We start from the raw sequence: 13,228 nt of genomic DNA, 5'->3' as shown, positions 1-13,228 counted from the left end.
TATCTACGATGACAAACCTTTTGATACGGTTTGTTACGTTATGTCTAGGTCTTGTTACGGTATCCTTCGCTAGCCGATAGCGCCAACAACGATAAAAACACAGAACACGCTGGAGAACGCAATGACCCGATCCACACGCACGATGGCGTTCAGCGCCATGCTATGTCTGCTGCCTGGCTTGTCACAGGCAGGTTCTGTTGAAGTATTGCACTATTGGACCAGCGGTGGCGAAGCCCGTTCTGTTCAAGTTCTTCAGCAGGCCATGCAGGAAGACGGCCACACCTGGGATGATTTCGTGGTGCAGGGCGGGGGCGGTGGCAATGCCATGGCCACCCTGCAAGACAGAGTACTGCGCGGAAATCCTCCCACAGCAGCCCAAATTAAGGGGCTGGATATTCAACGCTGGGCCCGGCTTGGCTTTCTGAGCAACATTAACGATCTGGCGGACGAACAGCAGTGGGATCAGCGCCTGCCACCGGTCGTGGCAGCTGCCATGCAATATAATGGCGACTACGTTGCCGTGCCGGTGAACGTGCACCGCACCAACTGGCTGTGGGCCAATAAACGCATTCTCGATTCAGTGGGTGTGACAGTTCCGACGACCTGGGCGGAATTTGACCGGGCAGCGGATTTGATTGCAGCGGCCGGTTACCGGGTCATCGCCCAGGGTCATCAGGACTGGCAGCACGCCACCCTGTTTGAAGCCGTTGCCTTGTCCGTCGGCGGTCCGGAGTTTTACCAGGCGGCGCTGGTCGAGCATGATTTTCGCGCCATGCGCAGCGACACCATGGATGCGGTATTCGATCGCTACTACCGGCTGCTTGAGCACATGCCTCTCTCAGATGATCTGGGCGAGTGGAACCAGGCCACCAGTCTGGTCATCAACGGCGAAGCCGCCTTTCAATTTATGGGTGACTGGGCCAAGGGTGAATTCTCTGCGGAAGGCAAAGTCGCCAATACCGACTACGTTTGTGCGCCGGTGCCCGGCACCCAGAATCAATTCCTGTTCAATATTGACAGCTTTGCCATTTTCGACTTGCGCGGCGCAAGCCAGGCGGACCAGACAGCTCAGAATGACCTGGTTCGCAACATCATGGACGATTCATTCCAGCGTACCTTCAATCAGAACAAAGGCTCCATCCCTCCGCGCACCGATATGAGCATGAGCGCCTTTGACGACTGCGCCCGGGTGTCCATGAGCGAGTTCATTGCGGCAGCGGCCAATGATTCCCTCTTACCCAGCATTGCCCATGGCATGGCGACCACCGGTACCGTTCAGGGCTATTTTTACGAAAAGATAGGCGAACTGACGGTCAACCCGATCTCACCGTCGGAATCATCACGCGAACTGGCCAAGGCCATTCGCTATGGCCAGTACGTCATCAAATAAGCCAACGCCCGTTCAGCCAGAGCCCTGGCTGCGCGGGTGCGCCTTCAGATGCCAGATGCGGTGTACGTAATCTTCAATCGAACGGTCTGAATTGAACTTGCCCATGGTCGCGGTATTGATGATGGCGCTTCGTGCCCAGGCTTGCTTGTTCTGATAGCGCGCTTCAACCTCCTGCTGGGCATCGCAGTAACTGCGATAGTCCGCCAGGACCTTGTAGGGATCACCCCCTTTCAACACACTGTGTTTGATGGACGACAGGGCGCCAGGGTCATCCGGGGTTAAATAGCCGTTATCCAGCCAGTCGAGCACGGCCTTGAGTTCATCGTCCTGCCGGTACCAATCAAAGGGGTTATAACCCCGTTCGTCGAGTTGACGAACCTCGTCTACCGACAGCCCAAAAATAAATATATTCTCTCGCCCGGCCTCTTCGGCAATCTCGATGTTTGCCCCATCCATGGTACCAATGGTCAGGGCACCGTTCAGTGCCAGTTTCATATTGCCGGTGCCCGAGGCTTCTTTACCCGCGGTTGAAATCTGCTCTGACAAATCAGCGGCCGGTATGATCTTCTCGGCCAGACTGACCCGGTAATTGGGCAGCATCACCACTTTTAATTTGCCCTGAATGCGATCGTCATTATTGATGCGTTCTGCCGCGCAATTAATGCCGTAAATAATGTCTTTGGCCAGCGCATAGGCGGGTGCTGCCTTGGCACCAAACAGAAACACGCGCGGTACCGTTATCGCATTCGGGTCCTCCAGCACACGCCGGTACAGCGTCAGGATATGCAACAGATTCAGATGCTGTCGCTTGTACTCATGCAGGCGCTTTATCTGCACATCAAAGAGAGCGTGCGGGTCGATATCGATGCCGGTTAGCTGCTTTACGACGGCCGCCAGGTCAACTTTGTTCTGATGCTTGATCGCCATGAAATCGATTTGGAACTGGTGATCGTCTGCCAGTTCCGTCAATTGCTCGAGCTTGCTCAGATGCCGTGGCCAGTCAGCCTCAATGTGTTTGTCGATCAGGGTGGATAACCTGGGGTTGCTGGCTTTCAGCCAGCGCCGGGGCGTTACACCATTGGTCACATTGGTGAATTTATTGGGCCAGAGCTGATCGAACTCGGGAAAGAGGTCTGACTTCACCAGGTTCGAGTGAACCTCGGCGACCCCGTTTACGGTATGTGAACCCACCACCGACAGGTGAGCCATGCGCACTTTACGATGATGCCCTTCTTCAATGATCGACAGTCGGGCCTTCATGCCATCATCACCGGGCCATTGGCGCTCAACTTCCTGGCTCAGAAAGCGGTGGTTGATTTCAAAAATAATCTCCAGATGACGCGGCAACACCTTTGCAAAGAGCGGCAAGCTCCAAGTCTCCAGGGCTTCCGGCAGGAGCGTATGGTTGGTGTAAGAAAAAACCGGATGACAGATGGCCCAGGCGGCATCCCATCCCAGCCGCTTTTCATCCATCAGCACACGCATCAGTTCGGGAATGGCCACCGCCGGGTGGGTATCATTCAGTTGCACGGCCACCCGTTCAGCAAACTGAGACCAATCTTCTCCGTGGGCTCGCTGATAACGGCGGATGATGTCTGCCAACGACGCAGCGCTGAAAAAATACTGCTGGATCAGGCGCAATTCCTTGCCGGCATCGGTTTCGTCGTTGGGATACAACACCTTGGAAATGGTTTCTGCCTGGGCCTGCTCTACCTGAGCGTCTACATAGCCCCCTGCGTTGAACACATCCCAGTCAAAGAAGTCGGTTGCCCGGCTCTCCCAGAGCCTGAGAATGTTCACATTGGCGCCGCTGTAGCCAACGATGGGGATATCCCAGGGTACGGCTTTGACGGTCCGTGCCGGTCGCCAGACTTTGTAAGCGCGCCCGCTTTCGCTCACGGTTTCCACAAAGCCATAGAGTTTGATTTCCTGAACCGATTCCGGTCGGCACACTTCCCAGGGGTTGCCGTACTCGCGCCAGTCATCCGGCCGCTCGACCTGTCGGCCCTGGCTGAAACTTTGCTCGAACAAGCCATGCTCATAATGGATGCCATAGCCAACCGCGGGGTAATTTAAGGTGGCGAGTGAATCCAGAAAACACGCTGCTAACCGGCCCAGGCCACCATTGCCCAGCGCCATATCCGGCTCTTTTTCCAGAATATCCGACAGTTTCTGTCCCAGATTGGCCAGTGCCTGGTCGGCAATGTCAAACAATTGAAGGTTATTGAGATTGTTGGACAGCAACCGCCCCATCAGAAATTCCATCGACAGGTAATTCACCGCCCGGGTGTCCAGTGTGGAGTGGGTGCGCTGAGTATCGGTAAGGCCAGCCATGACAGCTTCATTAACAGCCCCGGCGGTGGCCTTCCACCAGCTTTGCGGGCTAGCTTTCTCTTCGTAGGTACCTTGAGCAACATGCAGGTGATGAACAATGCTGGCCTGCATCGACTCAACGGTAATGGGTGGTGGGGAGGCTTTACTCGTCATCGCGATGATGCCCGGATACAAAGGCCAGTGCGTGTGTCACGGCCTTTTCAACCTCGGTTTCCATTGCGTGCTGCTCCTGCACCGACAGATAAAACGCCATGTCCACAGAAAACCGATAATAGCGTGCCGGTAGCTGGTTCAATGCCACACAGGCGATGTCGGCCAGCTCGTTTTCCGATTTGCCATCGGCTTCCAACCGGCCTTTCAAGTCATCGATCACCAGCTTTTCGTAGTAATTGGCAATTTGAGTGTCTATGGTCATGCGCGTGCCTCCGAATATCGTGCTTTGAAGACTAGACGAAAATACACCAACCGACACGGACCGCCACTTTATTCAACCTCAATACTGGCAACACTCTGGAATCCGCGAGGCAATTTGTTGCCCCGACGCCCGCGCTCACCCAGATAGTGCTCAAGGTCAGCGCCCTTGAGTTTCAGCTTGCGCTTGCCGGAGTGAATGACCAGGGTGTTGTCGCTGCCCAGAACCACGGCGCCGATCATGAATTCTTCATGCTCAGCCGCCCGGGCGGCTGGAATGTTGATGATTTTGTTACCCTTGCCTTTGGCCAGCTCAGGCAAGTCGCGCACCGGAAACACCAGCAGGCGCCCTTCGTTGCTAACGGCTGCAAGGTAGTCGGTCTCGCGCTGATGCACGACCGCCGGGGCCAGTACCCGGGCGTTTTTCGGCAGACTTAATACTGCCTTGCCCGCCTTGTTTTTGCTCACCATGTCTTCAAAGCGGCCAATGAACCCATAGCCGGCATCAGACGCCAGCAGGTAATGCTGGTTCGGTTCATTGATCAGCAAGCCACGCATTTCGGCACCCGGTGGCGGACTGACACGACCGGAAATGGGCTCACCCTGCCCCCGCGCGGACGGCAAGGCATGTGTTGCCAGGGTGTAGGACCGGCCGGTCGAGTCGAGCAAGACGGTGGGCTGATTGCTCTTGCCCGGTGCGCTGAAGGCGAACGCATCGCCCGCCTTGTAGCTGAGGTTCACGCCATCGATGTCGTGCCCCTTGGCCGCCCGGATCCAACCTTTTTGAGACAGCACGACGGTCACCGGTTCAGAAGGCAATACTTCGGTCTCGCTGAACGCCTGGGCTTCTTCGCGCTGGACCCGTTGTGTGCGACGGTCATCGCCGAAGGTATCGGCATCGGCCATGATCTCTTTCTTGATCAGGGTACGCATGCGCGTTGCCGAGCCGAGGGTTTTCTCGATCTTGTCGCGTTCGGCCGCCAGTTCATCCTGTTCACCGCGAATTTTGAACTCTTCCAGCTTGGCCAGCTGACGCAATTTCAATTCGAGAATGGCTTCGGCCTGGACGTCGCTCAGCTTGAACCGGCTCATCAGTTCTTGCTTGGGCTCGTCCTCGGTGCGAATGATGTGGATGACTTCATCGATGTTCAGATAAGCGATCAACAAGCCATCGAGGATGTGCAGCCGGGCGATGACTTTGTCGAGCCGGTGCTGCAGGCGACGGCGAACCGTTGTGGTTCTGAAGGTCAGCCATTCGCTCAGAATATGCGTCAGGGATTTAACCTGAGGCCGGCCATCGGTCCCAATCATGTTCAGGTTGATGCGAATGGTTTTTTCCAGATCGGTGGTCGCGAACAGGTGGTTCATGACCGCATCGACATCGACCCGATTGCTGCGCGGTTCAATCACCAGACGCGTCGGGTTTTCGTGGTCGGATTCATCGCGCAAGTCGACCACCATTGGCAGTTTCTTGACCTGCATCTGGTGAGCGATCTGCTCCAGTATTTTGGATCCGGAGACCTGATAGGGCAGCTCGGTGATGACGATATCGCCACCTTCGGTGCCATACCGGGCCCGAACCTTTACCGTGCCCCGGCCGGTTTCGTAGATTTTTTGCAGGTCGGCCGTTGGGGTAATCAGTTCACCGCCTGTGGGGAAATCGGGCCCCTTGATGTGCATCATCACATCAGCCAGCGAGGCATCCGGGGCGTCGAGCAGGTGAATGCACGCAGCGGCGACTTCGCGGATGTTGTGCGGCGGTATATCCGTTGCCATACCAACCGCAATACCGGTGGTGCCATTGAGCAGGATGTGCGGCAAGCGTGCCGGCAACACTGAGGGCTCTTCCAGGGTGCCATCGAAGTTGGGCACCCAGTCGACGGTACCCTGACCGAGTTCGTCGAGCAGCAGACCGGCATGGGCATGCAGTCTCGATTCGGTATAGCGCATGGCGGCGAAGGATTTCGGGTCGTCCGGCGCACCCCAGTTGCCCTGACCATCGACCAGCGGGTAGCGGTAAGAGAACGATTGCGCCATCAGCACCATGGCTTCATAACAGGCGCTGTCACCGTGCGGGTGGTATTTACCCAGCACGTCACCCACGGTTCGGGCGGACTTCTTGAATTTGGACGTACTTTTCAGCCCCAGCTCACTCATCGCATAGATGATGCGACGCTGCACTGGCTTGAGGCCATCACCCAGGTGGGGCAAAGCCCGGTCCAGAATGACGTACATGGAGTAGTCCAGGTACGCCTTTTCGCTAAACTGGCTGAGCGACAGATGCTCGATGTATTCGCCGGATTGTTCAGTCATTCGATGGGTTCGCCTTAACAGGGTACGCGGTTCTGGGAGGCACCCCGGGATCAGTAGGATCAGACCGGTGTCGGTTTAAACTGGCGCAAGTGTCGCAATTTCAACCGCTTATGACAATCAGGCATGGGTTTGAGGGGAAACAGCAGATCTGTCAACTGGCCAGCAAAACCTGTTGCCAGAGCCTTTGGGCTCTGATGTTTCTATGGCAAACTGAGCTGACTTCGAGCGGCGTTATCCTATGCTGCGGGAATCCGCGCCGGCCACCGGGTTTGCTTATCCGGGGTCGGCGTGAACCCATCCGTGGGGCCTAGACCGTAGGATATGAATCCCATCCATGGAATTCACCCTTCGGGCTCGCTATGCTCGTGCTAAAACGCTCCAGGCGTTTTAGTCCATGCTACGGACTCCCCCGGATAAGCAAACCCGGCAACCAGCGCTTGGTACGGTGGATAACTCAACATAATTACAGAGAAAATAACCATAAAAAGGAAACAGGCATGGCCGTATCGCGCCCTATTCGATGGATTTTCAGGACCTTGCTACTGCTGCTGGTCCTGGCGGCAGGCGGTATCGCCTGGCTCTGGTGGCAGTTGAACGGCAGCCTGGCGCCGCTGGAAGGGACTCATCCGATGCCCGGGTTAAATGCCGGGGTCCGGATTGAACGCGATGCCCAGGGTATCCCGACGATTTACGCTCAGAACCGGCCTGACAGTGCCTATGCACTGGGTGTGCTGCATGCCCAGGAACGCTTCTTTCAAATGGATCTGTTGCGCCGCAATTCAGCCGGCGAGTTGTCTGAACTGGTCGGTGAAGCGGCACTGAGCTACGACCAGAGTATACGTGTCCATCAGTTTCGAAAGCGGGGCGAACGAGCGGTTGCCGCCCTGAAGCGCCCCGAGTTATTGCGTTTGAATGCCTACACCGCCGGGGTCAACGCGGGCCTTGCCGCGCTCGATAGCCCGCCCTTTGAGTACCGCCTGCTGCAAACCCAGCCGCGCGAGTGGCAACCAGCCGACAGTATGCTGGCGCTGTACAGCATGTACCTGGATCTTCAGCCGCAATGGAATGAGCGTGAGCGCTCTCTGGCGGTAATGGAAGACCTGTTGCCGACCGATTGGTTTGCGTTCCTGACCCCGGCCGGCGGCGAGTGGGATTCGCCGGTGCATGGCGAGGCCTATCAGTGGTCGCCGTTTTTCCCGGAGCAACCGCTGGCTGAGTTACAGGCCCCGCAGGAGTTAGCCTTACTGGATGATATGTCGCCCTGGCAATACCGGGACACTGTAGAGCTTGGTTCCAATAACTGGTCTGTATCCGGTGAGCTAACCGGTAATGGGGCGGGCATGGTGGCAGACGACATGCACCTGGGCCTGAGTGTGCCCAATATCTGGTACCGGGCCAGCTGGACCGTCGCGGGGGCAGACCGCCGCATAACCGGGGCGACTTTGCCCGGAGCGCCAGCGATGGTTGTGGGTTCCAACGAGCATGTTGCCTGGGGCTTCACCAATTCCAATGGCGATTTTCACGACACCATTATTCTGCAAACCAACGCAGAAGAATCGGAGTATCTGACGCCGGATGGCTGGCAGCCGTTTACCGTCGACAATGAGATCGTTCAGGTAAAAGGCGGCGAATCAGTCACCGTGGCGGTTAAGTCAACGCGCTGGGGGCCGGTCATCGGCACCGATCATTTCGGTAACGTGCTGGCCATGCGCTGGGTGGCCCATGATCCGGAGGGCGCCAATCTGGACCTAACCAAGATGGAAACCGCCGATACGGTTTACGATGCACTGATTGTCGCGGCAACCTCGGGAGTTCCCGGGCAAAACCTGAATGTGGTGGATGTGCGCGGCAACCAGGCCTGGACCATTATGGGCCGCCTGCCACGCCGCTTCGGGTTTACCGAGGCGGGCATTTCGCCGACTGAACCCGCCGACTGGTCGTCGGGCGAGCTGGGCTGGAACGGCTATTTAAGCCCATCTGAGTTCCCGCAGATTGTGAACCCAGACGAGGGTCGAATCTGGACCGCCAATGCCCGCATTGTGTCCGATGAGTTGCTGGACCTGGTCGGCCGCAGTGATTACGCCCTCGGCGCGCGCCAGCAACAAATAGAGAAAGGACTGTTTGTCCGTGAACAGTTCACCGAGCAGGATTTTCTGGACATTGCGCTGGATGACCGTGCGCTCTTCCTGCAACGCTGGCAGAGATTGTTGCTGGCTGTGCTTGAAAATGACGAGAGCCCGGGGTCGGCCGAACGCTCTGAATTGGCTGCATACGTGGCTCAATGGGAAGGGCGGGCCAGTAAAACCTCGGTTGGGTATCTGGCCGTGAAGCGCTTCAGAGAGCGCACGATTGATCACACCGTGGGGGCAATCTATCGCCAGCTAGACAGCGCCAGTAATGTATTCTGGCCGGAGCGGGTGGACAACTTTCTGGAATACCCCGTCTGGGCGCTGGTGACGCAACAACCAGAGCAACACCTGCCACTGGGCTATGACGACTGGGATGATTTCATGCTATCGATGGTGGATGAAACCCTGGCGATTATGACCGCCGATGGCGAACCGTTGGCCGATCAGACCTGGGGCAAGGCCAATACCCTGTCGATCCGACACCCGCTGAGCGGTGCGGTGCCACTGCTGGCTCGCTGGCTCGACATGCCGGAAGAGCCCATGGATGGTGATACCTACATGCCACGGGTTCAGCGCACCAGCAATGGGGCCTCGGAGCGCATGGTAGTCGCGCCGGGCCAGGAGGAAAACGGGATCTTTCACATGCCGGTCGGCCAGAGTGGCCACCCGATGTCACCGTACTACGATCGCGGCCATCGCGACTGGGTCGAAGGACGCCCAAGCCGGTTCATGCCCGGGCCAACCCAGTGGCGCATGACATTGGAGCCGATGTAGTCAACCGAGGGTCGGAGGCTCGTTTTACTGAATAGCCAGGAACACGTACCAGTCATCGGGTTGGCTTCTCCGGGGTCGGCGTTAACCCATCCGTGGGGCCTAGACCGCAACATCCCTGTTGCGGACAACCCCGGATAAGCCAACCCGACGCCTGGCACTCAGCTTTCCCTCACATCAATACTTTACAATCTGGGGTTTGATGCCTACAAACCAGTTACCGATGATACTTCGGACTCAATTCCACCACCGCCTCAACAAAGGCACCGGCATGCTCAGGATCAACAAACTGGTGAATGCCGTGGCCCAGGTTAAAAATATGGCCTGAGCCTTTGCCATACTCCGCCAGAATGCGCTCGACTTCGGTCCGAATGCCGTCCGGTGACGCATAGAGCACTGAGGGGTCCATATTGCCTTGCAACGCAACCTGCTCGCCGACGCGTGCCCGGGCATCGGCCAGTGACGTCGTCCAATCCAGACCCAGCGCATCGGCGCCAGACGCGGCCATCGACTCCAGCCACTGGCCACCGCCTTTGGTAAAGAGGATTACCGGCACTCTGCGGCCCTGATGGGTCCGTTTCAGGCCTTTCACGATGCGTGTCATGTAGTCCAGCGAGAAAGTCGGGTAGACCGTGTGACCAAGCACACCGCCCCAAGTATCGAATATTTGAACGGCCTGTGCCCCGGCTTCGATCTGGGCATTCAGGTAGTCTGTGACGGAATCGGCCAGGCGGGTCAGCAGCGCATGCAGGGTATCCGGGTCGTTGTACAGCATGGCTTTGATGTGACGGAAATCCTTGGAGCTGCCGCCTTCGATCATGTAAGTCGCCAATGTCCAGGGGCTGCCGGAGAAACCGATCAACGGCACCCGGCCGTTCAGGGCACCGCGAATGGTGCTGACGGCATTCATCACATAGCCCAGATCACTGGCCATATCGGGCTTGTGCAAGGCTTCCACATCCGCCATTGAACGCACGGTGCGCTCAAAGCGCGGGCCTTCGCCCGTTTCGAAATAGAGCCCGAGGCCCATGGCATCGGGAATGGTCAGAATGTCGGAAAACAGGATGGCTGCATCCAGCGGGTACCGCTCCAGCGGCTGCAAGGTGACTTCACAGGCGAAGTCGGCGTTCTTGCACAGGCTGAGGAAATCGCCCGCTTCAGCCCGCGAAGCCCGGTACTCCGGCAAATAACGCCCGGCCTGGCGCATCATCCAGACCGGCGTGCGGTCGGTGGGTTCACGCATCAGGGCGCGCAGCAAACGGTCGTTAGTCAGTTCAGCCATGGGGTGAGATCCTGTAGAAAAAGTGGGCGCATTATACGCATAGCGGCCGTCACTGACGAATTCAGGCGTTCATCTTTGGTGATACACTGGCAGGCATACTCTCAAGACACTGATGAAGGAGCCCGCGTGAACTTTCTGGGCCACTGGCTGTTTTCAGACCCAACTCCCGATGCCCTCATCGGCTCACTCTGGCCCGACTTCGCCCGGAGACCTGACCCAAACACCGTTTCAGATGAATTTCTGATTCATTTCGACCGGCACCAGGCCATCGACAAGCTGACCGATACCACTCCCCTACTCGAACCTTTGAGAGTCGCCTTGCGGCCCAAACTGCGCAAGACGACGCCAGTCGTTGTGGATATGTTGATTGATCATCATCTGGCGAAGCATTGGTCTGACTACCATGATGAACCACTGACTGAATTTACTCAGCAACGATATCGACTTGCTCAGCAATTCAATGTGTTAACACTTCCGGAGAGATTGGAACGAACCCTGCACTTTATGCAGCGCGATGATTGGCTCGCAGCGTATAAGGAGCCTGAACACTTAGTAAGAGCGCTGGGCGGGATGTCTAGAAGAATAAAGTTCGAAAATTCGATGCAAGACTTTGGGTTAATGGCAATTGAAACGGCTGATAGCCAAGCTCATCATATTTTCAAATATTTATCATTTCTAAAGTCTGATGATTTCACTATCGAGTAAAGTCTACTGACGTTTACTACAACATTAACGTCAGCAGACTACTCAGTCATTCAAATGAATCAATAAATGACAGGGATCTCGATGCTTTCAACCAGACCATCTGCTCGGTCTACATCTAAGAAGCATGTATCTGCTTCACCGTCTCCATTGTTTCCATCTGCCGGATCATCTGGCGATTCCAGTGTAAACGACCATGTCCAACCTGCTCCAATGAGGCTCAAATTAGGTATAGAATCCTGGGGCTTTAATGGTCCGGACACAACATCACCTTCACAGCTCACCGAAGCAGACGTACCGCTGGGCGGAATGTTCCCATTTACGTCGCTTACCTCAATACTAACGGTCTGGGGTCCATTGGATACATCAACGGTAGGAACCGTAGCTGGAGTAAACTCAATATCAGCTGACGACAAAACCACTCTCGATGTATCGAACAAGTAAGCCATCTGCGCACAGTGGCCCTGTGCTCTTGCGGCATCAGAACAGCTCGCCCCTCGGTACCTACGATTCGCTGGTACTGGGTCAATGTCATCCCAGCTTCCATTGCTGTTCAAATCGACAAAGTATTCTCTGGGAGATGAAGCTGCGTCATAAACGCCATTCTGGTTTGCATCCAAAAACGGCTCGGGTAAAGCACTAAAACTTTCGCCTATATCATAAGCACTGTTGCCGTTTGCATCTTCGAATGCTTCTTCACCTATAGTGTGAGCCATGACTACGGCAACCCCATTAACAGGGAATGGAGGTCCGCTCTCCCACTGTACCGAACAGTCACCCGCAGCCATCTCACAGCTGGCAATATCACTTCCTGACAACTGAATTTGACCACCACTTGCTACAAACGACACCACTGTTCCATCTGGAACAGGTCCGTTATGGTATTCGCTGGCTTTAACCGTGAAACCTACCGTTGTGTTAAAGACATTCCATGCCCAGGGATTGAAGTTATTTTCTTCAATTGCCATCCCAAACCCAGCCGCATTTGGGCGACCAGAGTTTACTGAAACCGGTTTAGAATCAGTAAATATGGTTTCCAATACCGAACCGTCGGTATCTAAGACATCAGTTTCAGCTCTAACAACAAACACACTGTTTATCGACCCGCCCTGAGCTACGGCCGTTACAGCACCATCACCGTTGGTTATGCCATCCGCTTTGGTCAACTCAATCCCTGCCAGGTTATAGGGAATACTAAATGATACTTCCTGACCAGAAACCGGATCACCTTGCTTGTTTCTAACTATAAAAGTGACTTTTGTGGTGCTAGGAACGGAATCAGTACCATAACCTTTAAGCGCAATGGTGCTTGGTGAGGGCTGCTGGCCTTCGATAACCCCAACATCAATTGGAGCAATGGTTATTGATCCTGTAGCAATCTCAGTTTGACCACCTAAGGTCACCGTCGCAGTAATTACATCACTCAAGCAGCCTTGCGCAGAATAGGTTGTACTGAGTGTTCCCTGTCCAGACGTTTCTGCAGGACTAAACAAAGCGGTTGGTGTTGACAGGGACGCACATTGAGAACTGAATGAAACGTTGACAGTTTGACCAACGTATAAAGAGTCGTTATCACTTGTGTTTACGACGTTTAGGGATATCTGCGTTTCACCGCCTGCTGAAAGACTATCATCAGCAATACTCAATTGACCTGACTCGAAGCTACCACCAACACCTGAGCCAACATCAAGCGTAACGGGACCGCTATCGGAGTCCCCCCCTGTACCGCCGCCAGTATCGCCTCCGGTGTCACCACCAGTATCACCGTCGCCATCATCACTTCCATATCCATCGCCATCACAGGCAACCAGGGCTAATGACAGCAGCAAGGCCATCCCTACTTTTTTATCGAACATCAGACGAGCTCCCATTCGGGCTTTGTATAGTGACTGTAAG

8 protein-coding genes are annotated in these 13,228 nt (G+C 55.6%); 3 read left to right on the top strand and 5 right to left on the bottom strand.

Translation table 11 applies throughout. From position 1 onward, the window contains the following. The first annotated feature begins 121 nt into the window (after positions 1–121). Positions 122–1,390 (top strand): ABC transporter substrate-binding protein, encoded by a 1,269-nt coding sequence (locus tag EP166_RS18510; protein WP_246026345.1) that lies wholly within the window; start codon positions 122–124, stop codon positions 1,388–1,390. Between the two features lie 12 nt (positions 1,391–1,402). On the opposite strand, the gene EP166_RS18505 is transcribed toward EP166_RS18510, so the two are convergent. From EP166_RS18505 to parC, 3 genes are all read right to left on the bottom strand, one after another. Continuing rightward, the gene (locus EP166_RS18505) at positions 1,403–3,877 is read right to left on the bottom strand and encodes a glycogen/starch/alpha-glucan phosphorylase (protein ID WP_127559848.1); all 2,475 of its coding nucleotides are present in this window, start codon (positions 3,875–3,877) and stop codon (positions 1,403–1,405) included. Then, the gene (locus EP166_RS18500; protein WP_127559846.1) at positions 3,867–4,139 is read right to left on the bottom strand and encodes a late competence development ComFB family protein; all 273 of its coding nucleotides are present in this window, start codon (positions 4,137–4,139) and stop codon (positions 3,867–3,869) included. Before EP166_RS18500 ends, EP166_RS18505 begins: the two co-directional genes overlap by 11 nt. Positions 4,140–4,207: 68 nt before the next feature. Next, positions 4,208–6,448: a DNA topoisomerase IV subunit A gene (parC, locus tag EP166_RS18495; RefSeq protein WP_127559844.1), complete on the bottom strand. Its 2,241-nt coding sequence runs from the start codon at positions 6,446–6,448 to the stop codon at positions 4,208–4,210. A gap of 497 nt (positions 6,449–6,945) precedes the next feature. Between parC and EP166_RS18490 the strand changes: the two genes are divergently transcribed. Then, complete coding sequence (locus EP166_RS18490; RefSeq protein ID WP_127559842.1) at positions 6,946–9,351, top strand: penicillin acylase family protein; 2,406 nt, start codon at positions 6,946–6,948, stop codon at positions 9,349–9,351. A gap of 214 nt (positions 9,352–9,565) precedes the next feature. Here the strand turns inward: EP166_RS18490 and hemE are convergent, their stop codons facing one another. Beyond that, positions 9,566–10,630, bottom strand: coding sequence for a uroporphyrinogen decarboxylase (gene hemE, locus EP166_RS18485; protein WP_127559840.1), 1,065 nt, complete (start codon positions 10,628–10,630; stop codon positions 9,566–9,568). A 126-nt stretch (positions 10,631–10,756) separates the two neighbouring features. Between hemE and EP166_RS18480 the strand changes: the two genes are divergently transcribed. Then, positions 10,757–11,335 carry an acyl carrier protein phosphodiesterase gene (locus EP166_RS18480; RefSeq protein ID WP_127559838.1) on the top strand — a complete coding sequence of 193 codons (579 nt, stop codon included), beginning with the start codon at positions 10,757–10,759 and terminating at the stop codon, positions 11,333–11,335. 59 nt (positions 11,336–11,394) lie between these two features. Here the strand turns inward: EP166_RS18480 and EP166_RS18475 are convergent, their stop codons facing one another. Beyond that, on the bottom strand, positions 11,395–13,188 hold the full coding sequence (locus EP166_RS18475) for a hypothetical protein (RefSeq protein ID WP_127559836.1): 1,794 nt from the start codon (positions 13,186–13,188) through the stop codon (positions 11,395–11,397). Positions 13,189–13,228 lie beyond the last annotated feature (40 nt).

Source organism: Saccharospirillum alexandrii, assembly GCF_004000275.1.
Taxonomy (GTDB): Bacteria; Pseudomonadota; Gammaproteobacteria; order Pseudomonadales; family Natronospirillaceae; genus Saccharospirillum; species Saccharospirillum alexandrii.
Note: the sequence above shows the minus strand (reverse complement) of the source record. Positions and strands in the feature narration are given on the sequence as shown.

Excerpts from the sequence above, each read along its gene's own strand:
- EP166_RS18510 (WP_246026345.1), top strand. The coding sequence starts at position 122 with ATGACCCGATCCACACGCACGATGGCGTTCAGCGCCATGCTATGTCTG.
- EP166_RS18505 (WP_127559848.1), bottom strand. The coding sequence starts at position 3,877 with ATGACGAGTAAAGCCTCCCCACCACCCATTACCGTTGAGTCGATGCAG.
- EP166_RS18500 (WP_127559846.1), bottom strand. The coding sequence starts at position 4,139 with ATGACCATAGACACTCAAATTGCCAATTACTACGAAAAGCTGGTGATC.
- parC (WP_127559844.1), bottom strand. The coding sequence starts at position 6,448 with ATGACTGAACAATCCGGCGAATACATCGAGCATCTGTCGCTCAGCCAG.
- EP166_RS18490 (WP_127559842.1), top strand. The coding sequence starts at position 6,946 with ATGGCCGTATCGCGCCCTATTCGATGGATTTTCAGGACCTTGCTACTG.
- hemE (WP_127559840.1), bottom strand. The coding sequence starts at position 10,630 with ATGGCTGAACTGACTAACGACCGTTTGCTGCGCGCCCTGATGCGTGAA.
- EP166_RS18475 (WP_127559836.1), bottom strand. The coding sequence starts at position 13,188 with ATGTTCGATAAAAAAGTAGGGATGGCCTTGCTGCTGTCATTAGCCCTG.